Source organism: Saccharothrix carnea (genome assembly GCF_003014735.1).
GTDB classification, from domain to species: Bacteria; Actinomycetota; Actinomycetes; order Mycobacteriales; family Pseudonocardiaceae; genus Actinosynnema; species Actinosynnema carneum.
The window spans coordinates 474,611-499,782 of the sequence record NZ_PYAX01000004.1 but is presented as its reverse complement, the minus strand read 5'-3'; the positions used below and the strand labels follow the sequence as shown (position 1 = coordinate 499,782).

At 72.4% G+C, this 25,172-nt stretch carries 13 protein-coding genes; 11 read left to right on the top strand and 2 right to left on the bottom strand.

Annotated features, from left to right (window positions below; all coding sequences use genetic code 11):
* Positions 1-3 precede the first annotated feature (3 nt).
* From B0I31_RS13885 to B0I31_RS40010, 7 genes are all read left to right on the top strand, one after another.
* Positions 4-999 carry a beta-ketoacyl-ACP synthase III gene (locus tag B0I31_RS13885; protein WP_106615760.1) on the top strand — a complete coding sequence of 332 codons (996 nt, stop codon included), beginning with the start codon at positions 4-6 and terminating at the stop codon, positions 997-999.
* 13 nt (positions 1,000-1,012) lie between these two features.
* Positions 1,013-1,252, top strand: coding sequence for an acyl carrier protein (locus B0I31_RS13880; protein WP_106615759.1), 240 nt, complete (start codon positions 1,013-1,015; stop codon positions 1,250-1,252).
* 3 nt (positions 1,253-1,255) lie between these two features.
* Positions 1,256-2,392, top strand: coding sequence for an acyl-CoA dehydrogenase family protein (locus B0I31_RS13875; protein ID WP_106615758.1), 1,137 nt, complete (start codon positions 1,256-1,258; stop codon positions 2,390-2,392).
* A 35-nt stretch (positions 2,393-2,427) separates the two neighbouring features.
* Entirely contained in the window at positions 2,428-3,219 is a 792-nt protein-coding gene (locus B0I31_RS13870) for a class I SAM-dependent methyltransferase (RefSeq protein ID WP_106615757.1), read from the top strand.
* A 141-nt stretch (positions 3,220-3,360) separates the two neighbouring features.
* Complete coding sequence (locus B0I31_RS13865; RefSeq protein ID WP_106615947.1) at positions 3,361-3,900, top strand: ClpP family protease; 540 nt, start codon at positions 3,361-3,363, stop codon at positions 3,898-3,900.
* A gap of 62 nt (positions 3,901-3,962) precedes the next feature.
* On the top strand, positions 3,963-5,126 hold the full coding sequence (locus B0I31_RS13860; protein WP_106615756.1) for an MFS transporter: 1,164 nt from the start codon (positions 3,963-3,965) through the stop codon (positions 5,124-5,126).
* Between the two features lie 100 nt (positions 5,127-5,226).
* Complete coding sequence (locus B0I31_RS40010; RefSeq protein ID WP_181320177.1) at positions 5,227-5,415, top strand: hypothetical protein; 189 nt, start codon at positions 5,227-5,229, stop codon at positions 5,413-5,415.
* A 79-nt stretch (positions 5,416-5,494) separates the two neighbouring features.
* On the opposite strand, the gene B0I31_RS13855 is transcribed toward B0I31_RS40010, so the two are convergent.
* The gene (locus B0I31_RS13855) at positions 5,495-7,222 is read right to left on the bottom strand and encodes an ABC transporter ATP-binding protein (RefSeq protein ID WP_106615755.1); all 1,728 of its coding nucleotides are present in this window, start codon (positions 7,220-7,222) and stop codon (positions 5,495-5,497) included.
* A 73-nt stretch (positions 7,223-7,295) separates the two neighbouring features.
* On the bottom strand, positions 7,296-8,912 hold the full coding sequence (locus B0I31_RS13850) for an ABC transporter ATP-binding protein (protein WP_245949875.1): 1,617 nt from the start codon (positions 8,910-8,912) through the stop codon (positions 7,296-7,298).
* Between the two features lie 198 nt (positions 8,913-9,110).
* On the opposite strand from B0I31_RS13850, the gene B0I31_RS13845 reads away from it, so the two are divergent.
* The 4 genes from B0I31_RS13845 to B0I31_RS13830 all read left to right on the top strand — a co-directional run bounded on the left by B0I31_RS13845 (position 9,111) and on the right by B0I31_RS13830 (position 25,150).
* Entirely contained in the window at positions 9,111-10,451 is a 1,341-nt protein-coding gene (locus B0I31_RS13845; RefSeq protein WP_106615753.1) for a lysine N(6)-hydroxylase/L-ornithine N(5)-oxygenase family protein, read from the top strand.
* An 81-nt stretch (positions 10,452-10,532) separates the two neighbouring features.
* Complete coding sequence (locus tag B0I31_RS13840) at positions 10,533-11,543, top strand: iron-siderophore ABC transporter substrate-binding protein (protein ID WP_106615752.1); 1,011 nt, start codon at positions 10,533-10,535, stop codon at positions 11,541-11,543.
* An 87-nt stretch (positions 11,544-11,630) separates the two neighbouring features.
* A complete protein-coding gene (locus B0I31_RS13835) occupies positions 11,631-24,956 on the top strand; it encodes a non-ribosomal peptide synthetase (protein ID WP_106615751.1) in 13,326 nt (4,441 codons plus the stop codon).
* Positions 24,953-25,150, top strand: a complete 198-nt coding sequence (locus B0I31_RS13830) for an MbtH family protein (RefSeq protein ID WP_106615750.1) — start codon at positions 24,953-24,955, stop codon at positions 25,148-25,150. The genes B0I31_RS13835 and B0I31_RS13830 overlap by 4 nt, the downstream gene beginning before the upstream one ends.
* Positions 25,151-25,172: the final 22 nt, after the last annotated feature.

The following is a 25,172-nucleotide window of genomic DNA, read 5'->3' as shown; positions in this document are numbered from 1 at the left end:
GCCGTGGCACGGGCCGCGGTGCTCGCCGGGCTCGGCACCCACGTGCCGCCCGACGTGCTGACCAACGACATGCTCGCCGAGGTGCTCGACACCTCCGACGCGTGGATCCGCACCCGCACCGGCATCCGGCAGCGGCACATCGCGGACGAGCGCACCACCACCGGCGACCTCGCGGTGGTGGCCGGAGAACGCGCGCTGGCCTCGGCCGGGGTGAGCCGGGTCGACGTGGTCGTGGTCGCCACGACCACCCCCGACCGGCTGTGCCCGGCCACCGCGCCGACCGTGGCGTCCCGGCTCGGTCTGTCCGGCACGCCCGCGTTCGACGTGTCGGCCGCCTGCACCGGTTTCGTCTACGGCCTGGCCACGGCGTCGTCGATGATCACCGCGGGGCTGTTCGACAGCGCGCTGTTCATCGGCGCGGACACGTTCAGCGAGACGCTGGACCCGGCGGACCGGGCCACCAGGGCGCTCATCGGCGACGGCGCGGGCGCGGTCGTGCTGCGCGCGGGCGAGGCCGACGAGGACGGCGCGCTGCTCGCGTTCGACCTGGGCAGCGACGGCGAGCACGTCGGGCTGCTCGAAGTGCCCGCGGTGGGCCGGGCCGAACGGGCGGCGGGCGTGGCGCGCGGCTACTTCCACATGGAGGGCAAGCCGGTGTTCACCAAGGCGGTCGTCGCGATGACCGACTCGGTGCGCCGGGTGCTGGACCAGGTCGGCTGGACGACCGCGGACGTGGACCGGCTGGTGCCGCACCAGGCCAACGCCCGCATCCTGGCCGCCGTCGCCGACCAGCTCGACCTGCCCGAGGACCGGGTGGTCACCAACATCGCCGACGTCGGCAACACCGTCGCCGCGTCGATCCCGCTCGCCCTCGGGCACGGGATGCGTCACCAGGGCTTGCGGTCCGGGCACAACGTGGTGCTCACCGGGTTCGGCGCGGGACTGACCTGGGGGTCGGTCGCGGTGCGCTGGCCCAAGATCAACGACATCGGCAGCTAGGGGGGAACACGTCATGCGTTCTGCGGTCGAAGACCGGCTCGTCGTGCTGATCAGCGAGATCAGCGAGGTGCCGGCCGAGGACATCACGCCGGAGACGCCGCTGGAGGACCTGGGTTTCGACTCGCTGGTCCTGGTGGAGCTGGCGATGAAGCTGCGCAAGGAGTTCGGGGTCGTCGCCTCGGACGAGGAGCTGGACGAGGTGGAGACGGTGGGCGGGCTGCTCCGGTTCGCCACCAGGGCGCGGTCCGCGTAGGTCATGGATCTGCGTCAGGAAGTGCGCGCGTTCGCCCGGACGCACCTGCTCGACGGGCCGCCGGACCTCGCGTCCCGCACCGCGGCCTGGCACGCGGCCGGGCTGGCGAACTGGTGGCTGCCCGTCGAGCACGGCGGCCGCGGCCTGTCCCTGCGCGAGGGCGTCGACGTGGTCGACGAGCTGGCCTACGCCGACGCCGGGTTCGCCTTCTCGTCCCTCGTCGGCGTGATCGGCTCCACGCTGGTCGACCTCTACGGCGACGACCGGCTCCGCGCCGAGGTCCTGGGCGACCTCGGCCGGGACGGCGGTTTCTTCGCCACCGCGGTCACCGAGCGGGACGCGGGCAGCGAGCTCGACCGGCTGCAGACCACGGCCGTGCCCAAGGGCGACACCGTGGTCGTCACCGGCGAGAAGCTGTTCTCCACCAACGCCGACCGCGCCCGCTACCTGCTCGTGGTGGCGCGGCACGAGGCCGGTGCCGCCGACCAGCCGCACGTGGCGGTCGTCGTGCCGCGCGACGCGGACGGGGTGGCGGTGTCCGAGCCGTGGCGCACCACGGGGCTGACCGGGTCACCGGTGCACCGGGTGGCGCTGGCCGACTGCGCCGTGCCCACGGGCCACGTGCTCGACGGGCACGGCCTGCGGCTGCTGGAGGTCGGGCTCAACGCCAGCCGGGTGCTGATCGCGGCCACCGCGGTCGGCATGGCCCGGCGTATCCGCGACCTGTGCCTCGACTTCGCCGGCCGCAGGCGGCTGCGCGACGGCGTGCTCGGCAAGCACCCGCTGTTCGCCGACAAGATGGCGCAGGTCGAGGTCGAGATCGAGACCATGCGCAGCCAGTGCCGCGCCGCGGCGGCGGACTACGACGCCGTGCGGGACGACCCGGACGCGGCGCGGCGGTTCGCCCGGCGCGGCGCGCTGAAGTCCGCGCTGGTCGCGAAGGTGTTCTGCGGCCAGGCCGGCTGGCGGGTGGCGAGCACCGGTTCGGAGGTGTTCGGCGGCCTCGGCTACACCGACGAGGTGCCGATCGGCGCGCTGATGCGCGACATGCGCCACGTGTCGCTGGTCGAAGGCGGCGAGGACGTGCTGCGCGACGTCGTGTACCGGCGGTTCACGGCACCCCCGGTCAGGCGCGCGTGATCGTTCCGCCCACACCGGAGGAGTCTGCGCTTCAGATGTCGCACCTGTTCGAAGAACACATCGGCCAACACCAGGCGGTGGCGGTGGAGAACCAGCCGGAGTCCGCGTTCTACGCGCGCTCGTCGGGCTCGGCGACCATCATGACCCTCGCCAACTTCCCCGACGACGTCCTGCCGCTGCTGCAGATGGAGAGCCTGGCCACGGTCGAGGCCATGCCCTACCTCGGCTGCGACACGCTGGTCGAGCTGGGCTGCTACGACGGGCGGTCGCTGGAGGTGGCCCGGCACCTCGGCGTGCGCTACCTGGGCGTCGACCTCGATGCGCGGGCCGTCGCCACGCTCGCCGCGCGGATCGACCGGGAGGGCATGGCCGACCGGGCGCGCACGCTGGTGGACGACCTGTTCAACCACCACCGGTGGGACCCCGACGTGGTCGGCGAGCGGCCGCTGTACCTGCTGCCGTTCAACCTGCTCGGCAACTTCCGCCACCCGCTGCGGCTGCTGCGGTCCCTGGCCGGTGTGCCCGGCACGGCGGTGATCTCGGTGTTCGGCGAGGGGTTGGAGGCCACCAAGGTCCGGCACGCCTACTACACGCGGTGCGGGGTGCGCGGCCTGGAGTTCGAGCTGACCGGCGACGGTGGTGTGCTGTTCACCGGCTCGGACGGCTTCTACTCCCGGTCGTTCAGCGAGGCCCGGTTCCGTGCACTGCTGCGGGAGTGCGGGCTGACCGTCGTGCGCATGCGGGGCAACTCGCTGGGCTACGCGGCAACCGTGCTGCTGGGCGACGCGCCGTCCGACGCGCGCCGCCGGTCCGAGGTTCGCCACTAGCGAACTGCGGGCCACCGAGTTGATTGGGTTGCGACGATCAGGCTACGTTCCGTAGTCGATCGGCACATTCACGGCATGGAACATGGGGGAACGGTGGACCTCGCGGCAGCGATCCTGGCCCGCTCGAACACGCAGACACCGATGGCGCACGACCCGCTGTACGAGCAGTTGCTGCGCTCGCGCATCGTCCTGCTCGGCTCCGAGGTGAACGACGAGGTCGCCAACCGGCTGACCATGCAGTTGCTGGTCCTCGCGGCCGAGGACGACGAAGCCGACATCCAGATGTACATCAACTCGCCGGGCGGTTCGGTCACGGCGGGCATGGCCATCTACGACACGATGAACCACATCAAGCCGGACGTCTCCACCATCGGCCTGGGCTTCGTGGCGTCGATGGGCCAGTTCCTGCTGTCCTCGGGCACGCGCGGCAAGCGGTTCGTGCTGCCCAGCACCCGGGTGCTGATGCACCAGCCGTCCGCGGGCATCGGCGGCACGGCGACCGACATCGAGATCCAGGCCACGATCTTCACCCAGATGAAGAAGCGGATGGCCAGGATCACCGCCGAGCAGACCGGCCAGACGGTCGAGACCATCGAGCGGGACGCGGACCGCGACAAGTGGTTCACCGCCGAGGAAGCCCTCGAGTACGGCTTCATCGACCGGATCATCACGACCGTCTGATCCACCGCCGGCCCGCCGCCGGCGCCGCTCCACCGTCGCCACCTCTTCGGGAGTCCGAACCGATGCCGCTAGCGGTCTACGTCCTCGGTCTGGGCATCTTCGCCCTGACCACCAGCGAGTACATGGTGTCGGGGCTGATGCCCGCGCTGTCCGCCGAGTTCGACGTGTCGTTCGCGGCCGTCGGCTACCTGGTCACCGTCTACGCGGGGGCGATGGCGGTCGGCGGCCCGCTGCTGACCGTCGCGCTGCTGAAGATGTCGCGCAAGACCGCCCTGCTCGGGCTCGTCGCGGTGTTCGTGGTGGGCCAGGTGCTCGGCGCGTTCGCGCCGGACTACGGGACCATGGTGGCCGCCCGCCTCATCACGGCGGTCGCGGCGGCGGCGTTCTTCGGCGTGGCGCTGACCGCGTGCGCCGAACTGGTCGGCGGCGAGAAGTTCGCGCGGGCGTCGTCGCTGGTGCTGGGCGGGCTGATGTTCGGCACCGTGCTCGGCCTGCCCGCGGCGACGCTGGTCGGTGACGCGTTCGGCTGGCGGGTCAGCTTCCTGTCCGTGGCGGTGGTCGCGCTCGCGGTCGGCCTGCTGCTGCTCAAGGCGCTGCCCGCGATGCCCGCGCCGCCGCCGGTGCCGATGGCGGGCCAGCTCGCGATCTTCCGCAGCGGCAAGCTGTGGGCCATCTACGCGACGAGCCTGCTGCTGATCGGCGCCACGTTCGCGGGCTTCACCTACTTCGTGCCGATCCTGACCGAGCTGAGCGGGTTCTCCGCCGGGGTCGTGCCGGTGCTGCTCGTGGTCTACGGCGTCGCGACGATCGTGGGCAACAACGTGGTGGGCAGGTTGGCCGACCGGTTCACCATCCAGGTGCTCGTGGTCGGCCTGGTCGTGGCCGTGGCGGCGATGGCGCTGTTCGCGTTGTTCGCCCAGTCGGCGGTGGTCGCGGTCCTGGCGCTGGTGGTGATCGGCCTGACCGGCGTGTCGATGAACCCGGCCCTGGTGACGCGCGGCGCCCGCGTGGGGCAGAACAACATGCTGGTCAACTCCGTGCACACGGCGTGCATCATGCTCGGCGTGATGGTCGGTTCGTGGATCGGCGGCCTGGGCATCGACTGGGGCCTGGGGCTGCGCGGCCCGCTGTGGATCGGCGCGGCCCTGGGCGTGCTGGGCCTGCTGACGCTGGTGCCCGACGCGCTGGCGTTGCGCCGGCCGGCTCCGGTGGCGGAACAGGCCTGAGCTTCCGTTCGACCGCGCCGGTGGTCCGTCGACCACCGGCGCTTCCCGTCGTTCAAAGGCATCCGGGGCTTAGCGGCCGGCTCTTCCGGGTACCACCCACGTGATCGTCCGGGAGGACGAGACCACGTTGGGAGCAGACATGCCTTGGGTCGAGAGACATCGCCGCCGCCTGCCGCACAGCTGGTTCCGCACCACGTCGGTGGAGCGGCACTACCGCAGGTCGCCCGCCACCATCCCGACCGTGATCGCGGTGGTCCTCGCGATCATCCTGCTGATCGTCCTGTTCTGATCCCGGTGCTCGGGTGGTGCAGGGGGTTCGCACCTCCTGCACCACCTGCCGCCACGTCCGGCCGCCGGACGCGCGCCGGCTAGGACCGGGTGCCCGACCAGGCCGCCCACAGCTCGGCGTACCGGCCGCCGGCGGCCAGCAGCTCGTCGTGCGTGCCGCTCTCCACCACCCGGCCCGCGTCCAGCACGACCACGCGGTCCGCCGTCACGGCCTGGGTCAGCCGGTGCGCCACCACCAGGCCGGTCCGCCCGTCCAACGCCCGCGCCGCCGCTTCCTCCAGCTCACGCGCACCCGCGCTGCCCGCGTCCGCGGTCGCCTCGTCCAGGATCGCCACCGGCGGGTCGGCCAGCACGAGCCTGGCCAGCGCCAGCTGCTGCGCCTGCGCCACGGTCAGCCGGTGGCCGCCCTCGCCGACCACGGTGTCGAGCCCGGAGGGCAGCGCCGAGGCCCAACCCAGCGCGCCCACCCGCGCCAGCGCCGCCGCGAGCTGCTCGTCGGTGGCGTCGGGGCGGGCCAGCCGCAGGTCGTCGGCCAGCGGACCCGCGAAGACGTGCACCTCCTGCGTGATCAGCGCGACCGACCGCACCACCGAGCCCAGCTCCACCCCGCCGAGGCTGATGCACCCGCCGGTCGGCTCGTGCACGCCCGCGATCAGCTTCGCCAACGTCGTCTTGCCCGCGCCGGACGCGCCGACCAGCGCCACCCGCTCACCGGCGCCCAGCTCCAGGTCGACGTCCCGCAGCACGGGATGACCGTCCACATAGGAGTACGACACCCCGGCCAGCTTGATCGTCGTGTCCACCGGCCGCACCCGGCCCTCCAGCACGGGCATCGGCTCGTCGGCCACGCCGACCAGCCGCGACAGCGACGCGGTGGCGGCCTGGGCGTCGTCGGCCAGCGCCAGTGCGGCGTTGATGGGGTTGAACAGGCTGTGGAAGTACAGCGCCGCGGCGGTCGCCGTGCCCACCGACGCGGTGCCCGCGCCGACCAGCCAGAAACCGGTCACCAGCACACCGGCCAGGCCGATGAACTCGGCCACGTTCAGCCGGCCGTAGAACCGGGTCAGCAGCCGGATGCCGCGCAACGCCAGGTCCACCGCCTCCCGCGACCGCGACCGCACCCGTGCCACGTGCGACGAGGCCAGCCCGAACGTCCGCACGGTCGCCGCGCCGCCGATCGAGTCCAGCAACTGCTGCTGCTGGACGCCGACTGCCACGCGCTGCGCCGCGTACAGCTTCACCGCCCGCCCGCCGTACCACCGCACGGTGTGCACGTGGATCGGCAGCGCCAGCACCACCGGGATCAGGAACCGCCAGTCGAGCACGGCGATGCCGACCACGGTCAACCCGATCGTCAACGCCGACCGCGCCATCACCGGCAGCGCGTTGCGCACCGCGTCGGCGATCACCTGCACGTCCCGCGTCACCCGCGAGGTCAGGTCGCCCGCACCGGCCTCCTCCACCCGCTCCAACGGCAGGTGCAGCGCCCGTTCCACGAACTTCTCGCGCAGGTCGGCGAGCATCCCCTCGCCCAGCCGGGCCACCAGGGACGTGCCGAACGACGTGGAGACGCCCTGGGTGATCGCGACCAGCACCAGCACCACGACGAGCCACGTGATGGCGGACGACCCCGCGCCCACCACGTCCACGATCCGGCCGAGCACGGGCGCGGTGAGCAACCCGACCGCCGTGCCCGCCAGGAGCACGAGGAACGCACCCCACGCCGACGCGCGGCGCGGTCGCACCAACTCGCCGACCGCCGCCCAGGTCCGGGCGCCGGACGCGGTCGCAAGCAGCTCGCGCATCAGCCCGACACCGCCGGTCCGGCGGTCGTGACCCGGCGGCCCGCGCGCGGGCCGGGTCCGGTCGAAGTCGCCCGCATCAGCTCAACACCACCAGTCGGTAGTCGTCGTCGGCCACCAGGTCCGCGTGCGCGCCCGCCGCGACCACGACACCGGAAGCCAGGAACACCACGCGGTCCGCCGCGGCCAGCAGCGCCGGGCTCGTCGCCACCACGACGGTGGTCAGCCCGGCCCTCGTCCGCTTGATCCCGGCGGCCAGCGACACCTCCGTCACCGCGTCCACCGCGGTCGTCGGGTCGTGCACCACCAGCACCGGGGGAGCGGCGGCCAGGGCACGCGCCAGCACCACCCGCTGCCGCTGGCCGCCCGACAGCGACCGGCCCCGGGCCGAGATCGCCGTGTCCAGCCCGTCCGGCAGCGCCCGCGCCACGTCGTCCACCCGTGCCGCGGCCATGGCCTCGTCGACCCGGTCGCCACCGGCTTCGACGTTCTCCCGCACGGATCCCTCGAACAGGTCCGCGTCGTGCGCCGCCACCAGCACCGCCGACCGCAGCGCCGCACTCTCCACAGTGGACAGCGGCACGCCGTCCAGCGTCACGGTGCCCTCGTCCGGGTCGACCTCGCGGGCCAGCACGGCCAGCAACGACACCGCGTCCGCCGGATCACGCGCCACCACGCCGAGCAGCTCACCGGGTTCCGCCGTCAACGACACACCCCGCAACGACCCCGACACCACGCCGTCCAGCTCGACCCGACCGGCCACCGAGGGCGGCAAAGGCGACGAACCGGGCGGCACGGTCGGGGGCGCGGCCAGCACCTCGGCCACCCGCGCGGCCGACGCCCGGCCCTGCGCCAGCAAGCCGTTGACCCACGAGAAGATCGACAGCGGCCACAGCAGGAACTGCGCCAACCCGACTGCGGCCACCAGCTCGCCGACGGTGATCGTGCCCGACGCGGCCAGGTGACCGCCGACCAGCGCCACGATCGCCAGGAACACCCCGGTCGTGGCCAGCATCGAGCCGTCCAGCCAGGCCCGCGACCGGGCGGCCCGGATCGCGGCCTCCATGGACGACCGGCTGGTCACCCGGTACCGCTGGGACGCGGTCGCCTCCGCGCCGATGCCCTTCAACGCCCGCAGCCCGGCCACCAGGTCGGCCGCCACCCCGGACGCGAGCGCGGCCCGGTCCTGTTCGGCGTCACTGCGCCGTTCGAGCGGTCTGCCGAGCACGTGCGCCAGGCCGAGCAGCACCGGAGCGGCCACCAGCACCAGCAGCCCGAGCACCCACGACACCCGCAGCAGCGCCACCGCGCCCACCAGCACGCCGACCACCGCCGAGAACGCGATCGGCAGCGCCAGGTTCACCTGCCCGACCCGCTGCGCGTCGCTGGTCGCGATGTTCGCCAGCTCGCCGGACAGCCTGCCGTGCGCGGCGCCGCCGTCCGCCGACAGCACCCGCGCGGCCAACCTCGACCGCACCTCGTGCGCGGCCTGGTGCGACGCCTTCTCCCCGTTGCGCAAGGAGAAGCGGAAGCTCAGCGACAGCGCCACGAACACCGCGGCCAGCACGCCGATCCACAGCGCCAGCCGCCCGCTCGCGCCGGTGCGCACCGCCTCGTCGATCACCACGCCGATCAGCAGCGGCACGGCGGCCTCGCCGGTCTGGTGGGCCGCGCCGAGCGCCGAGGCGACGGTCACGGATCTCCACTGCCCGGTCACTGCCCTCTTGAGGACATCCGCCTTGAGGACGGTCTTCACCCCGGTGCCCGCCTTCCGCTGAGTGCTAGGTGAGGCTACCCTAATCAGAAGAGAGGCCTGGATCACTCCCGCGGAGGATCAACTTAGGTTAGGGTAACCAAAGTTCGATCACCCTGTACTCGCACCGATGGGACAGCCATGCCACAGCCACCGGTCTTCGACGTCCTCGGCGTCGGCTTCGGGCCGTCCAACCTGGCCCTCGCGATCGCCGTCACCGAGTACAACGCCACCGCGCGACCCGAAGACGTGGTGACCGCCCACTTCCTGGAACGGCAGCCGCGGTTCGGCTGGCACCGCGGGATGCTGATCGAGGACGCCACCATGCAGGTGTCGTTCCTCAAGGACCTGGTGACGCTGCGGAACCCGAACAGCACCTTCACCTTCCTCAGCTACCTGCACGACAAGGGCAGGCTGGTCGACTTCATCAACCACAAGAACCTGTTCCCGCTGCGGGTCGAGTTCCACGACTACTTCGAGTGGGCCGCGGGCCGGGTGGACGACCTGGTGTCCTACGACCACGAAGTGGTGGACGTCCGCCCGGTGGCCGAGGACGGCGTGATCACGTACTTCGACGTCGTCTCGCGCACGTCGGCCGGTGAGGTGGAGGTGCGCCGCGCCCGCAACCTGGTGCTGGCCACCGGCCTGCGCCCGGCGCTGCCCGAGGGCGTCCGGCCGTCCGAGCGGGTCTGGCACAACCGCGACTTCCTGCACCGCGTCGACTCGCTGACCGACCCCCGCCGGCTCGTCGTGGTCGGCGCCGGGCAGAGCGGCGCGGAGGTCACCGCGTTCCTGCACGAGCGGTTCCCGTCCGCCGAGGTGTGCGCGGTGTTCGCCCGCTACGGCTACAGCCCCGCCGACGACAGCTCGTTCGCGAACCGGATCTTCGACCCCGCCGCCGTGGACGACTACTTCGCCGCGCCCGAGCAGGTCAAGCGCAAGCTCATGGACTACCACGGCAACACCAACTACGCGGTGGTCGACAACGAGCTGATCGCCGAGCTGTACCGGCGGGTGTACCGGGAGAAGGTGGTGGGGCGGCAGCGGTTGCGGCTGCTCAACCTGTCCCGGGTGGCCGAGCTGGACGACCGCGCGGACGGCGTGGCCGTCACCGTCGAGTCGCTGAGCACCGGTGCGCGCGAGGTGCTCGACGCCGACGCAATCGTCTACGCCACCGGCTACCGCGAGGCCGACCCGACCGCGCTGCTGGGCGAGCTGGCCGGGCGCTGCGCCCGGGACGCGCACGGCAGGCTCAGCGTCGGCCGTGACTACCGCCTGGACACCGACGACGACCTGCCGGCCGGCCTGTACCTCCAGGGCGGCACCGAGCACACGCACGGCATCTCGTCGTCGTTGCTGTCCAACACGTCCGTGCGGGTGGGGGAGATCCTCCAGTCCGTGCTCGGCCGCCGCACCCCGGCCGTGCCCTCCGGGGTGCCCTCGCAGCCCGAATACGCGATCAGCGTCTCACGGGTGAGCTGAAACGCCCGACTGTTTGTTAGGTTACGCAAACCTAACCTGGTACCACGGCGCGCCGCCGCGCCTGCCGAAAGGGAAACCCTGATGTCCACGAAGTTCAAGCTGGTCGCGGTCGTCTCGGCCGCAATGCTGGCGCTGGCCGCCTGCGGGGGCGGCGGCGACGCCGGCTCCGGCGGGACGAGCCAGACCGACTCCGCCTCCACCGGCGCGTTCCCGGTCTCGGTCGAGCACAAGTACGGCACCACCGAGATCAAGGCCGAGCCGAAGAAGGTCGTCACCCTCGGCCTGTCGGACCAGGAGCCCGTGCTGGCCCTGGGCGTCAAGCCGGTCGGCGTCGTGGACTGGTTCAAGGAGCGGCCGTTCGGCAACTGGCCGTGGACCAAGGAACTCTGGGGCAGCACCCAGCCGGAGATCGTCGGCGAGCGCGACGAGTACAACCTGGAGAAGGTCGCCGCGCTCAAGCCCGACCTGATCCTCGCGGTCTACTCCGGCATGAAGCAGGAGCAGTACGACACGCTGTCCAAGATCGCGCCCGTGGTCGCGCAGCCCAAGGCGTTCCCGGACTACGCGGCGCCGTGGCAGGACCAGACCCTGCACATCGGCAAGGCGCTGGGCAAGGAGAAGGAAGCCGAGGCCCTGATCGACGGCGTGGCCAAGCGGTTCGCCGACGCCAAGGCCGCGCACCCCGAGTGGGCGGGCAAGACGATGGTGGTGGCCGACAGCTTCAAGCCCGGCCAGTACTCCGCGTTCGCGCCGACCGACCCGAAGGCCATCTTCATGAAGGAGCTGGGCTTCACCCTGGTTGACGAGATCGGCAAGCTCGCGGGTCAGATGAACGTGGCCGAGTTCAGCGAGGAGCGGTTCGACCTGCTCGACGCCGACCGCCTGGTGTGGCTGATGTTCGACCAGAGCGCGTGGGAGCGGGTCAAGTCCGTGCCCGCCTACCAGCGGCTGAAGGTCGTCGGCGAGAAGCGCGACCTGTTCCTCACCTACATGGACCCGCCGATCGGCGCCGCCATGTCGTTCAACACCGTGCTGAGCGTGCCCTACGGCATCGAGCAGGTCGTGCCGCTGCTCGAAGGCATCAAGAACTAGTAGGCGGGTGAAACGGGTGGGGGTGCTGTCGTGCATCCCCACCCGTGGTGTGTGGCGGGGAAGTCGGAAGGAACGGGAAGGTTGACCATGGTGCTGCCCTTGACCGGTGCTCAGACGGGTGTCTGGTTGGCACAGCAGCTGGAGCCCGACAACCCCGTCTACAACGTGGCCTGGTACCTGGAGCTGCGCGGCCCGGTCGACCACGACCGCCTGCTGGTGGCCGTCCGGCAGACCATCGGCGAGACGGGCGCGCTGCACGTCCGGTTCACCGAGGACGGCCAGGTCCCGGTCCCGCCGACCACCGACGTGACGCTGCTGTCGTTCGACTCGCTCGCCGACGCGCGCGCGTGGATGGACGACGACTTGGCGCGGCTGACCGACATTGCGCACGGCCCGTTGTTCCACCACGCGCTGCTGCGCATCGCCGACGACCACGTGCTCTGGTACCAGCGCTACCACCACCTGGTGGTCGACGCCTACGCTTGCGTGCTGATCAGCCAGCGGGCCGGTGCGCTGTACGAGGGTTCCGCCGAGCCGCGGCCGAAGCCCGTGCAGGCGCTGGTGGACGCCGACCTCGCCTACCGCGAGTCCCCCGCGCGCGAGGCGGACCGGGCGTTCTGGCACGCGAAGATGGCCGACCACCCGGAGCCGGTGCGGCTCGTGCCGCGGGCCGCCGGGCAGGTGCGCGAGGTCGTCCGCCGCACCGTCGAGCTGCCGAACCCGTTGACCTCGCGGCAGGTCATCGCCGCCGTCGCCGCCTACACCCACCGCGTCACCGGCGCGTCGGACCTGGTGCTGGCGATGCCGGTGACCGGTCGGCGGGACGCCGTCAGCCGCGTCACGCCCGGCATGTCGTCCACCGTGCTGCCGCTGCGCGTCACCGTGCGGCCGGACAGCACCATCACCGGCCTGGTCGCCGCCGTCGACCGCGAGATCCGCGAAGTCCTCCCGCACAGCGCCTACCGCGGTGAGGACCTGGCCCGCGAGCTCGGCCTGCGCGACGGCATCCCCGAGCTGGTCGGACCGACGATCAACTACCTGGGCTTCGGCCGGGAGATGGGGTTCGCCGACCTCGACCCCGCGTTCCACATGCTGTCGCTGGGTCCCGTCAACGACCTCACCACGTCCTTCCTCCAGCGCGCGGACGGTCGGCTCGTCGTCACGTTCGAGGCGAACGCCGCCGTGTGCACGCCCCGGGAACTGGCCGACCACCAGCGCCGGTTCCTGCGCGTGCTCGACGCCGGCCCGGACCAGCCGGTGGCGTTGATCGACCTGGTGGACGACGACGAGCGGGCGGTCCTGCTCGAGTTCGGCACGTCGCCGCGCGAGGTGGACGAGGTGACGTGGCCGGGTGCGTTCGAACGCCAGGCCGCGCTGCGCCCGGACGCCGTGGCCGTGGTGTGCGAGGACGAGTCGCTGACCTACGCCGAGCTGAACGCCGCCGCGAACCGGCTCGCGCGTGCGCTCATCGCGTCCGGCGTGAGCGCCGAGGACGTCGTGGGCGTGGCCCTGCCCCGGTCGGTCGAGCTGGTCGTGACGCTGCTCGCGGTGATGAAGGCGGGCGCGGCCTACCTGCCGCTGGACCTCGACCACCCGCGCGACCGGGTCGACTACATGGTCGCCGACGCGGGCGCCCGGCTGGTGATCACCCCCGAGACCCGGTTCGACCTGCCCGACGACGGTTCCGACCTCGGGCTGGACATCGCGCTGGACCAGGCCGCGTACGTGATCTACACGTCCGGTTCGACCGGGCGTCCCAAGGGTGTCGTGGTGACGCACGAGGGCATCGGCAGCCTGATCGCGACGGCCTTGGACCGGATCGGGATCACGCCGGACAGCCGGGTCGTGCAGTTCGCCTCGGTCGGGTTCGACGTGGCCGTGTGGGACCTGTGCATGTCCCTGGGCGTCGGCGGGCGGGCGGTCGTCGTGCCGTCGCACCGGCGGGTCGCGGGCGAGGAGCTGACCTCCTACATCGCCGCGCACGAGGCCACGCACATGATCCTGCCGCCGTCGCTGGTGGCCGCGCTGCCGCCGGAGTGCGAGCTGCCCGAGGGCGCGGTGCTGATCGTGGGCACGGAGACCGTGCCGACCGAGCTGATCGCCCGGTGGGCCCGGCGGTTGCGGGTCGTCGCCGCGTACGGCCTGACCGAGGCGACGGTGAACTCGACGTTGTGGCCCGCCCAGCCGGACTGGACGGGGCCGGTGCCGATCGGCGTGCCCGACCCGAACACCCGCTGCTACGTCCTCGACTCGGCGTTGCGGCCGGTGCCGGTGGGTGTCGAGGGTGAGCTGTACGTCGGTGGGCGCGGGCTCGCGCGGGGGTACCAGGGGCAGGCGGGGCTGACGGCGTCGCGGTTCGTGGCCGACCCCTTCGCCGGTCCGGGTGCCCGGATGTACCGGACGGGTGACCGTGCGCGGTGGCGTGCGGACGGGAACCTCGACTTCCTGGGCCGGTCGGACGGCCAGGTGAAGATCCGGGGGTTCCGGATCGAGCCGGGCGAGGTCGAGAGCGTGCTCATGGCGCACCCCGCGATCGCGCAGGCCGCCGTGCTGGTGCGGGAGGACCACCGGCGGGTGAAGCGGCTCGTCGCGTACGTGGTCGGGTCGGCTTCGCCCGTCGACGCGCGCGAGCACGTCGCCGCCGTGCTGCCGGAGTACATGGTGCCGTCCGTCGTGGTGCCCGTGGCCGGGCCGTTGCCGTTGACGCCGAACGGCAAGCTGGACCGGGCGGCGCTGCCGGAGCCGGACTGGACCGCGCTGGGTGGCGACGCGCCGGCCACGAACCCGGTCGAGCAGGCGTTGGTGGACCTGGTGTCGGAGGTGCTGGGGCTGACGCCCGGCATCCACGACAACTTCTTCGAGCTGGGCGGCGACAGCATCGTCACGATGCAGCTGGTGTCGCGGGCCCGTGCGGCGGGCCTGGAGTTCACGCCGCGCGAGGTGTTCGAGCACCGGACCGTCGCCGGGCTGGCCCGGATCGCCCGTGCCGTTGGCGCCGAGGCTCCTCTTGAGGGGTTCTCGTCCGACGTGCTGCCCGCGTCACCGTTGCAGGAGGGCTTCTTCTTCCACGCGCAGTACGACGCGGACGACTCGTACGTGGTGCAGGAAGTGCTGAGCCTGGACGTCGACCGCGAGGCGGTGCAGGGACTGCTGGACCGGCACCCGTTGCTGCGCGCGGGTTTCCGCCAGACCGATCGCGGGCGCGTGGAGCAGGTGATCGCGGAGGCGTTGACGCTGCCGTGGCGCGAGTACCCGGCCACGGACGACATCGAAGCCGTGCTGGCCGCCGAACGTGCCGAGCCGTTCGACCTGGCCCACCCACCGCTGATGCGCGCCGCCCGCCACGGCGACCGACTGGTGCTGACCCTGCACCACATCCTGCTGGACGGGTGGTCGGTCGGCCTGCTGCGGCGCGAGTTGGTGGGCGGCCGGGTGGACCGGGTCGACCACCGTCGCTACTTCGCGTGGCTGGCGACCCGTGACCGTGACGCGGCCCGATCCGCCTGGCGCGCCGCCCTGTTCGACGTGGACGAGCCGACCAAGATCTCCCACCTGTCCACAACCCCACCCACCACAACCGAAATCGTCGGTCCCCGCCGGCAGGATCAAAGCAGGGGGCCCCTGGGAGGGGACGCCCGCGAAGCGGTGCCGGTGGCGGGGTTCGAGGTGTCGCCGCGGCACGGGCAGCACAGGGTGCGGTTGCCCGCGGAGTTGAGTGCGGCAGTCGCCGGTGAGGCGCGTAGGCGTGGGTTGACGCTCAGCACGGTCCTGCACGGTGCCTGGGGGTTGCTGCTCGGCGGCCTCACCGGGCGGGCCGACGTCGTCTACGGCACCACCGTGGCCGGCCGCCCGGCCGAAGTGCCCGGCATCGAGAACGCGGTCGGCCTGTTCATCAACACGGTCCCCGTCCGGCAGCGCTGGCGTGGCGCGGACAGCCTGGCGACGGTCTTCCAGCACCTCCAGAGCGAACAAGCACGGCTGCTGGACCACCAGTACCTCGGGTTGGCCGAGATCCAGCGGGTCACCGGGCACGGCGAGCTGTTCGACACCCTCGTCGTGGTCGAGAACTTCCCCGACGTGGTCGACGACGTCGAGATCCGCGACCAGGTCCACTACCCCCTCGCCCTCATCGTGCTGCCCGGCGACCGCATCGAACTGCGCCTCAAGCACCGCCTCGCCGACGCCGAAGTCGCCTCCCTGGCCGAACGGCTCGTCCGACTGCTGTCCGCGTTCGCCACCACCCCCGACCGCACGGTCGCGAGCCTCGACCTCGTCCCGGACACCGAAGCCCGGTGGCTCGCCGAGCTGAACGCGACCGGAGCCGACGTGCCCGCGGGCACGCTCGTCAGCCGGATCGCCGCCCAGACCGCCCGCACCCCCGACGCCACCGCGGTCGTCTACGGCGACACCACCCTCACCTACGCCGAACTCGACCGCCGCGCCACCGCGCTGGCGCACAAGCTCGTCGGCAACGACGTCGTCGGGGTCGCCGTGCCGCGGTCCGCCGAGCTGATGGTGGCCCTGCTGGGCGTGCTCAAGGCAGGCGCCGCCTACCTGCCCCTCGACCTCGACTACCCGGCCGACCGGATCGAGTTCATGCTCGCCGACTCCGGCGCGACCACGGTGATCAAGCCCGAGGACTGCGTCGACACCGAAACACCCGCGGTCGACCTGCCCACCCCGCGCCCGGACCAGCCCGCCTACCTGATCTACACCTCCGGCTCGACCGGGCGTCCCAAGGGCGTCGTCGTCACGCACCGCGCGATCGTGAACCGGCTGGCGTGGATGCAGCACGAATACGGCCTCACCGCCGACGACCGCGTCCTCCAGAAGACCCCGTCCAGCTTCGACGTCTCGGTCTGGGAGTTCTTCTGGGCCCTGTGCGAGGGCGCGGCCGTCGTGCTCGCCAAGCCGGACGGCCACCGCGACCCCACCTACCTCGCCGACCTGATCCGCCGCGAACGCGTCACCACGCTGCACTTCGTGCCGTCCATGCTGGCCGCGTTCCTGACCGTGCCCGACGTGCACGAGGACACGGCGTGGTCGACGAGCCTGCGCCGCGCGTTCAGCAGCGGCGAGGCGCTGACCGGTGACGTGGCCGCCCGGTGGCGCGAGCTGACCGGCGTGCCGCTGCACAACCTCTACGGCCCCACCGAGGCCGCCGTCGACGTCACGTACTTCGAGTACGACGGCGCACCGGACCCGGCCGTGCCGATCGGCCGCCCCGTCTGGAACACGCAGGCGCACGTGCTCGACCCGTTCCTGCGGCCGGTGCCGGTGAACGTCCCGGGTGAGCTGTACCTGGCGGGCGTCCAGCTCGCCCTCGGCTACCACGGCCGGCCCGCGCTCACCGCCGAGCGCTTCGTCGCCAACCCCTTCGGCGCGCCCGGCGAACGCCTGTACCGCACCGGTGACCTGGTGGTGCGCCGCGCCGATGGCGTGCTCGTCTACCTCGGCCGCACCGACCGGCAGGTCAAGGTGCGCGGCAACCGGATCGAGCTGGGCGAGGTCGAGTCCGCGCTGGTGACGCTGCCCGGCGTGGCCAGGGCCGCGGTCATCGCCCGGGACGGCCGGCTGCTGGCGTACGTGACACCGGCCGACGTCGACCTCGACGCGGTGCGGGCCGGTATCGCCGACGCCCTGCCCGCCGCGATGGTGCCGCACGCGGTCGTCGCGCTGCCGGACTTCCCGCTCACCCCGAGCGGCAAGCTCGACCAGAACGCGCTGCCGTCGCCGACGCTCGCGAAGACCGAACGCCGTGCGCCGGAAACCGACCGGGAACGCCTGCTGTGCGAGGTGTTCGCCGCCGTCCTCGGCCTGGCCGACCTGGGCGTGGACGACGACTTCTTCGTGCTCGGCGGCGACAGCATCACGTCCATCGCGGTCTCCAGCCGGGCACGCGGGCTCGGCATCGGGATCAGCCCCCGTGACGTGTTCGAACACCGCACGGTCGCCGCCCTCGCCGCCGTCGAGACCACGGCGGACATTGCCGCCGACGCGCCCCTGCTCGTGCTGACCGACGACCACCGCGCCGCGCTGCCCGACGCGGAGGACGTGTGGCCGCTCTCGCCGTTGCAGGAGGGCCTGTACTTCCACGCCAGCTACGACACCGGCGCGCTCGACGTCTACCTCTCCCAGGAGACGATGGACTTCGCCGGCCGGCTGGACGTCGACCGGCTGCGCCGCGCGGGTGCCGCGCTGCTGGACCGCAACCCGAGCCTGCGCGCCGGGTTCACCAGCGACGGCGTGCCGTCACCGGTGCAGTTCATCGCGTCCGGCCTGGAGATCCCGCTGCGCGTGGTCGAGGCCGAGGACGCCGACGTGCCCGAGCTGCTGGCCGCCGACCGGCGCGAGCGGTTCGACCTGGCCGCGCCGCCGCTGTGCCGGTTCCTGGTGCTGCGGCTGCCGGACGGCCGCGACCGGCTCGTCATCACCCACCACCTGATCCTGTGGGACGGCTGGTCGGCGTGGCTGTTCCTGGAGCAGCTGCTGGAGCTGTACCGCGACCTCGACGCCGAACTGCCGCCGCCCGGCTCCTACCGCGACTACCTGGCGTGGCTGGCCCGGCAGGACCACGACGCCGCGCTGCGCGCGTGGCGCACCGCGTTGTCCGGCCTGCGCGAGCCGACCCTGGTCGCGCCCGCGGACCGGTCCCGCGAGCCCGTCATCCCGGCCGAGTTCCACCAGGAGCTGACCGAGGAGCTGACCGACCGCGTCCGGGCACAGGCCCGGCAGCACGGCCTGACCGCCAACGCCGTGTTCAACGCCGCGTGGGCGATGGTGCTGGCGAGCGAGGTCGGCCGCGGCGACGTCGTGTTCGGCACCGCCGTCGCGGGCCGCCCGGTCGAGGTCGACGGCGTCGAGCACGTCATCGGCATGTTCCTCAACACCATCCCCACCCGCATCGCGATCAACCCCCGCGAGACCGTGCTGGAACTGCTGCGGCGCGTCCAGGCCGAGCGGACCGCGCTCATGTCCTACGAGCACGTCGGCCTGGGCGAGATCCAGCGGGAGGCCGGGCACCGGCAGCTGTTCGACACGCTGTTCGTGCTGCGCACCGGTGACGGCGACGACCGGCAGGGCGAGCTGGCGTCCCGGCACGGCGTGCTCGACGTGTCCAACGTGGACGGTACGCACTTCCCGCTGACGCTCATCATCACGCCCGGCGCCCGCACGCGCGTCACCCTCGCGTCCCGTCCGGACATCTTCACCGCCGAGGCGGCGCGGGCGCTGCTCACCCGGTACACCACCGTGCTGGAACGCCTGGTCGACTCACCGGAGGCGCTGGTCGGCACGCTCGACGTGCTGCCCGACCACGAACGGCGCGCGGTGGCCGCCGAGTGGGACGCCAGCGCCAACCCGGTGGTCACCGAGACGATCGCCGACCTGCTCGCCGCCCAGGCACGCCGGACGCCGGACGCCACCGCGCTCGTGTTCGGCGACCAGCGGCTCACCTACGCCGAGCTGCAGGACCGGATCGACGCGCTGGCCCGGTTGCTGATCAGCCGGGGCGCGGGGCCCGAGCGGGTGGTCGCGCTGGCGTTGCCGCGCACGACCGAGATGGTGGTGGCGCTGTTCGCGGTGCTCCGCACCGGCGCCGCCTACCTGCCGCTCGACCTCGACCACCCGGCCGACCGGCTGCTGCTGATGATCGAGGACACCAAGCCGCTGTGCGTGCTGTCGACCACGGCGGTCGGGCTGGTGCCGGACGCGCTGTGCCTCGATGATCCGGGTGCCGACGACCTGGACCTCGGCGGCGTGCCGGACACCGTCGAGTGGCCGAGGTTCTCGCTGGACCACCCGGCGTACGTGATCTACACGTCCGGCTCGACCGGCCGCCCGAAGGGCGTCGTCACGCCGTACCGCGGCCTGACGAACATGCAGCTCAACCACCAGCAGGCGATCTTCGCACCTGCCATCGCGGCGGCAGGCGGACGTCGGCTGCGGATCGCGCACACCGTGTCGTTCGCGTTCGACATGTCGTGGGAAGAGCTGCTGTGGCTGGTCGAGGGCCACGAGGTGCACGTGTGCGACGAGGAGCTGCGCCGGGACGCGGCGGCCCTGGTCGCCTACTGCGACGAGCACCTGATCGACGTGGTCAACGTGACCCCGACGTACGCGCAGCTGCTGATCGAGGAGGGGCTGCTGGAAGGTCACGTCCCCGCGCTGGTGCTGCTCGGCGGCGAGGCCGTGCCGGAATCGGTGTGGCAGCGGCTGCGCGAGACGCCCGGCACGTACGGCTACAACCTCTACGGGCCCACCGAGTACACGATCAACACGCTCGGCGCGTCCACAGAGGACAGTGCGACGGCGACCGTGGGCAAGGCGATCTGGAACACGCGGGCGTACGTGCTGGACGCGCACCTGCGGCCGGTGCCGCCCGGTTCGCCCGGTGAGCTCTACATCGCCGGTGTCGGCCTGGCCCGCGGCTACCACGACCGGTTCGGCCTGACCGCCGAGCGGTTCGTCGCCGACCCGTACGGCCCGTCCGGCACCCGCATGTACCGCACGGGCGACCTCGTGCGCGCACGCCGGGACGGCAACCTGGACTTCCTCGGCCGCACCGACGACCAGGTCAAGATCCGCGGTTACCGGGTCGAGCTGGGCGAGGTCGAGTCCGCGCTGGCGGCCCAGCCCGGCGTCACGCACGCCGCGGTGGTCGTGGACGCCGGTCCCGGCGGGGTGAAGCGGCTCATCGGTTATGTGGTGGCTGCGGTGGAAACCGCAACCTTGCGTGAGAATCTGAAGCGCAGCCTTCCTGATTACATGGTCCCGGCCGCGATCATGGCGGTGGACGCCTTGCCGCTCACCGTGAACGGCAAGCTCGACGTCCGGGCACTGCCGAAGCCGGTGGTCGCGGGCGCGGCCTCCTCGCGTGCCGCGGGCAACCGCGCGGAGGAAGTGCTGTGCGGGCTGTTCGCCGACGTGCTGGGCGTGCCGTCGATCGGCGTGGACGACAACTTCTTCGACCTCGGCGGCCACTCGCTGCTCGCCACCCGGTTGATCAGCCGGGCCCGTTCGGCGCTGGGCGTGGAACTGGCGATCCGCGACCTGTTCGACGCGCCCACGGTCGCCGAACTGGCCCCGCGTGCCGGCGGCGGAGCGGTCCGACCGCCGCTGGTGCCCGTCGAACGGCCCGCCGAGCTGCCGCTGTCGTCGGCGCAGCAGCGGTTGTGGCTGATCCAGCAGATGGAAGGCACGTCCGCCGCCTACAACTTCCCGCTGGTGTTCACGCTGCACGGCCCGCTGGACGTGGCCGCGTTCACCGCCGCGGTCGGTGACGTGGTCGACCGGCACGAGGCGTTGCGGACGGTGTTCGGCGAGCACGAGGGCACGCCGTTCCAGCGGGTGCTGCACGACGTCACGCCGACCGTGGTGGTGCGTGCGGCCACCGGGGACGAGGTGCCCGGGATCGTGCGGGACGAGGTCGAGCGGCCGTTCGACCTGCGCACCGAGCTGCCGTTGCGGGTCACGGTCGCGTCGTCGGGCTCCGACGAGCACCTGATCGTCATCCTGCTGCACCACATCACCACCGACGAGTGGTCCGACCGGCCGTTCCTGCGCGACCTGGCCACGGCCTACCGCGCCCGGCGGGCCGGTGAGGCGCCGCGGTGGACGCCGTTGCCCGTGCAGTACGCGGACTACACGGTGTGGCAGCGGAACGTGCTGGACGTCGTCGGCGAGGAGCAGCTGGACTTCTGGGCACGGGCGTTGGCCGGCGCGCCGGAGGAACTGGAGCTCCCGGTGGACCGGCCGCGCCCGGGACGGCCGACGTTCCGCGGTGCGGACCTGGAAGTGGTGTTCCCGGCGGAGCTGACCGAGGGGCTGCGGGCGTTGGCGCAGTCGTCCGGCGCGTCGATGTTCATGGTGTTGCAGGCCGCGGTGGCGGCGTTGCTGGGTCGGTTGGGCGCGGGCGACGACATCCCGTTGGGCGCGCCGATCGCGGGGCGCACCGACGAGGCGCTGGACGAGCTGGTCGGCTTCTTCGTCAACACGCTCGTGCTGCGGGCCGACCTGTCCGGTGACCCGGGCTTCGCCGAGCTGGTGGCGCGGGTGAAGGAGACGTCGCTGGCCGCGTTCTCGCACCAGGACGTGCCGTTCGAGGCCGTTGTGGACCGGATCAACCCGACCCGGTCGGCGGCGCGCAACCCGTTGTTCCAGGTGATGGTCGGCTACCACAGCCGGGGCGGTGACGCGGGGGAGTTCGACGGGCTGCCGGTGACGTGGGTGGGCCACGAGACCACGACGGCGAAGTTCGACCTGGTGTTCAGCTTCACCGAGGTGGTCGACGGTCCGGTGGTGTGCCGGCTGGAGTACGCGACGGACCTGTTCGACCGGGTGACCGTCGAACGCCTCGGCGCCCGGCTGGTCACGCTGGTCGGCGCTGTGCTGGCCGAGCCGACCGCGCCGGTGAGCGCGGTGGACCTGCTCGCGCCCGACGAGCGCCGCCGCGTGGTGGACGAGTTCAACCGGACCACGCGGGAGGTACCGGAGGAGACGTTCACGACGATGTTCGCCCGGTGCGTGGCGGCGCGGCCGAACGCGGTCGCCGTGGTCGACCGCGCCCGTTCGGTCAGCTACGCCTGGCTGGACGAGCGGTCCGACCGGATCGCCCGGCTGCTCGCGGCACGCGGCGTCGGCCACGAGTCCGTGGTAGGCGTGGCGGTGCCCAAGTCGGCGGACATGGTCGCCACCGTGCTGGCGGTGCTGAAGCTCGGCGCGGCCTACCTGCCGCTCGATCTGTCGCACCCGGTGGACCGGATTGCATACATGATCCAGGATTCCGGCGCCAAGCTGGTGGTGACCACGCAGGCAGCGCCCGTGCCCGAGGTCGTCGAGGCCGTGCTGCTCGACTCGGATACTGTATGCAAAGAACTCGCTCAGTCCGACTATGTGTCTATTGAATACAGTGGACCGTCGTCGTTGGACTCGGCGATGTATGTGATCTACACGTCCGGCTCGACCGGCCGGCCCAAGGGCGTGGTGGTGCCGCACGAGGGCATCGCCAGCCTCGCCGCCACCGCCATCGACCGGATGGGCCTCACCGCGGAGAGCCGGGTGCTGCAGTTCGCGTCGGTCGGCTTCGACGTGGCGGTGTTCGAGCTGACCATGGCGCTGTGCGTGGGGGGACGGCTGGTGTTCGCGCCGGACGAGGTGCGGGTCGCCGGTCCCGAGCTGACCGACTTCCTGCGCGACCGGCGGATCACGCACATGATCCTGCCGCCGTCGCTGGTGTCCGCGCTGCCCGCCGACTGCGAGCTGCCCGCGGGCTCGACGATCCTGGTCGGCACCGAGACCGTGCCGCCGGACGTGATCGGCCGCTGGGCCGGCCGCCTCAACCTGCTCGCCGCCTACGGCCTCACCGAGGCCACGGTCAACTCCACGCTGTGGAAGGCCGTGCCGGAGTGGGACACGGCCGTGCCGATCGGCATCCCCGACCCCAACACCACCGTGTACGTGCTGGACGACCGGCTCCGGCCGGTGCCGCCCGGTGTGGTCGGCGAGCTGTACGTGTCCGGTCGCGGCCTGGCCCGCGGGTACATCGGCCAGGCGGCGCTGACCGCGTCCCGGTTCGTCGCCTCGCCGTTCGGGCCGCCCGGAGCCCGCATGTACCGCACGGGCGACCGGGCGCGCTGGCGCGCGGACGGCAACCTGGACTTCCTCGGCCGCGTCGACACCCAGGTCAAGATCCGCGGCTTCCGGATCGAGCTCGGCGAGATCGAAGCCGCCCTGGCCCGGCACCCGGCTGTGGCGCAGGCGGCCGTGCTCGCCGACCGCACGGGTGACGTGACCAGGCTCGTCGGGTACGTGGTCGGCTCGACGGAGGACGACCTGCGGGCGTTCGTCGCCGAACGGCTGCCCGAGTACATGGTCCCGGCCACGGTGCTCTTCCTGGACGGCCCGCTGCCGCTCACCCCGAACGGCAAGCTCGACCGCCGTGCCCTGCCGCGGCCCGACTGGACCGCGCTGACCGGCGACGACCGACCCGTGACGCCGGAGCAGAAGGCGATCGCGGAGCTGTTCGCCGAAATCCTCGGTGTGTCGCCGGGCATCCACGACAACTTCTTCGGCCTGGGCGGCCACTCCATGGCGTCCATGCGGCTGGTCGGCAAGATCCGGTCGGTGTTCGGGGTCGACATCGCGTTGCGCGACGTGTTCGACTCGCCGACCGTCGCCGGGCTGGCCGGCCGGCTGGGCGGCGCCACGTCGGCCCGGCCGCGGCTGCGCCGGTTCGACCGGCCGGTGGACCTGCCGTTGGCGCCCGTGCAGCGGGGTCCGGTCGTGTGGGACCACGCGCTGGCGTTGCGCGCCCGCGACCCGTTCGACGTGCCCGCTCTCGTCGCCGCCTACGCCGACGTGGTGGACCGGCACGAACCGCTGCGCACCGTGCTGGACGGCGACCGGCAGCGTGCCGTGCCCGTGCCGCCGCTGGACGTCGAGCGGGTGACCTCGCTGGACGAGGCGTTGCGCGGGTTCGCGGCCGCGCCGGTGGAGCCCGGACACCCGCCGGTGCGCGCCCGGCTGGTGGTGGACGCGTCCGGCGCGCAGGCGTTGCTGCTGACCATGAGCTACCTGGCGGTGGACGAGTGGTCGGTCGTGCCGCTGTTCCGCGACCTCCAGCACGCCTACGCGGCCCGGCGGGCCGGTGACGCTCCACAGTGGACCGAGCTGCCGGTGTCCTACGCCGACTACGCGTTGTGGTCGCGGGAAGTCGTGGAATCGGTGGGGGACGAGCAGCACGCGTTCTGGCGCGACACGCTGCGCGACCTGCCCGTGCTGGAGTTGCCCTACCGGGGTGAACGGCGTCCGGGACGTCACGCGGCCGAGGTCATCCCGTTCACGCTCCCCGCCTCGCTGCACGCGGCGATCGACCGACTGGCCGCCCGCACCGGCACCAGCATGTTCATGGTGGTGCAGGCCGCCGTCGCCGCCGCCTTGACGCCCTACGGCACGGACCTGCCGATCGGCACGACGGTGGCCGGTCGCACCGAGGAGGCGCTGGCCGACCTGGTCGGCTGCTTCTCCAACCGCGTCGTGCTGCGCACCGACACCGCGGGCGACCCCAGCTACACCGAGCTGCTGGCCCGCGTCCGGGCCACCGACCTGGCCGCGTTCGAGCACGCGGACGTGCCGGTGCCCGCCGAACCGCAGGTCATGATCGTCCACCACGAGAAGGCGGTCCTGTCGACCCTGGAAGGCGGCACGGGCTCGCTCGAAGCCGTCCCCACCGGCACCACACCGGCCGAGCTGACCGTCAGCTTCTACGAACCGCGGGACGACGGCCCCGTGCCGTGCTACCTCGTCTACGCGACCGACCTGTTCACCCCGACCACCGCCCAGCACCTGGCCGACCGCGTGCTGCACCACCTGCACCACGCGACGACCGACCCCGACCGGAGGATCGAGCCATGACCAACCCGTTCGAAGACCCCGAAGGCCGCTTCCACGTCCTGGTCAACGACGAGGGCCAGCACTCGCTGTGGCCGTCGTTCGCCGACATCCCGGCCGGCTGGACGTCCACCTTCGGCCCCGACACCCGTGACGCGTGCGTCGCCTACGTGGAGAAGCACTGGACCGACCTGCGTCCGCTGAGCCTGCGCGACTGACGTCCAGGTCACCCGTGACGGG

Bases quoted from the DNA above. Each gene is read 5' to 3' on its own strand.
- B0I31_RS13880 (WP_106615759.1), top strand. From the start codon at position 1,013: ATGCGTTCTGCGGTCGAAGACCGGCTCGTCGTGCTGATCAGCGAGATC.
- B0I31_RS13875 (WP_106615758.1), top strand. From the start codon at position 1,256: ATGGATCTGCGTCAGGAAGTGCGCGCGTTCGCCCGGACGCACCTGCTC.
- B0I31_RS13870 (WP_106615757.1), top strand. From the start codon at position 2,428: ATGTCGCACCTGTTCGAAGAACACATCGGCCAACACCAGGCGGTGGCG.
- B0I31_RS13865 (WP_106615947.1), top strand. From the start codon at position 3,361: ATGGCGCACGACCCGCTGTACGAGCAGTTGCTGCGCTCGCGCATCGTC.
- B0I31_RS13860 (WP_106615756.1), top strand. From the start codon at position 3,963: ATGCCGCTAGCGGTCTACGTCCTCGGTCTGGGCATCTTCGCCCTGACC.
- B0I31_RS13845 (WP_106615753.1), top strand. From the start codon at position 9,111: ATGCCACAGCCACCGGTCTTCGACGTCCTCGGCGTCGGCTTCGGGCCG.
- B0I31_RS13840 (WP_106615752.1), top strand. From the start codon at position 10,533: ATGTCCACGAAGTTCAAGCTGGTCGCGGTCGTCTCGGCCGCAATGCTG.
- B0I31_RS13835 (WP_106615751.1), top strand. From the start codon at position 11,631: ATGGTGCTGCCCTTGACCGGTGCTCAGACGGGTGTCTGGTTGGCACAG.
- B0I31_RS13830 (WP_106615750.1), top strand. From the start codon at position 24,953: ATGACCAACCCGTTCGAAGACCCCGAAGGCCGCTTCCACGTCCTGGTC.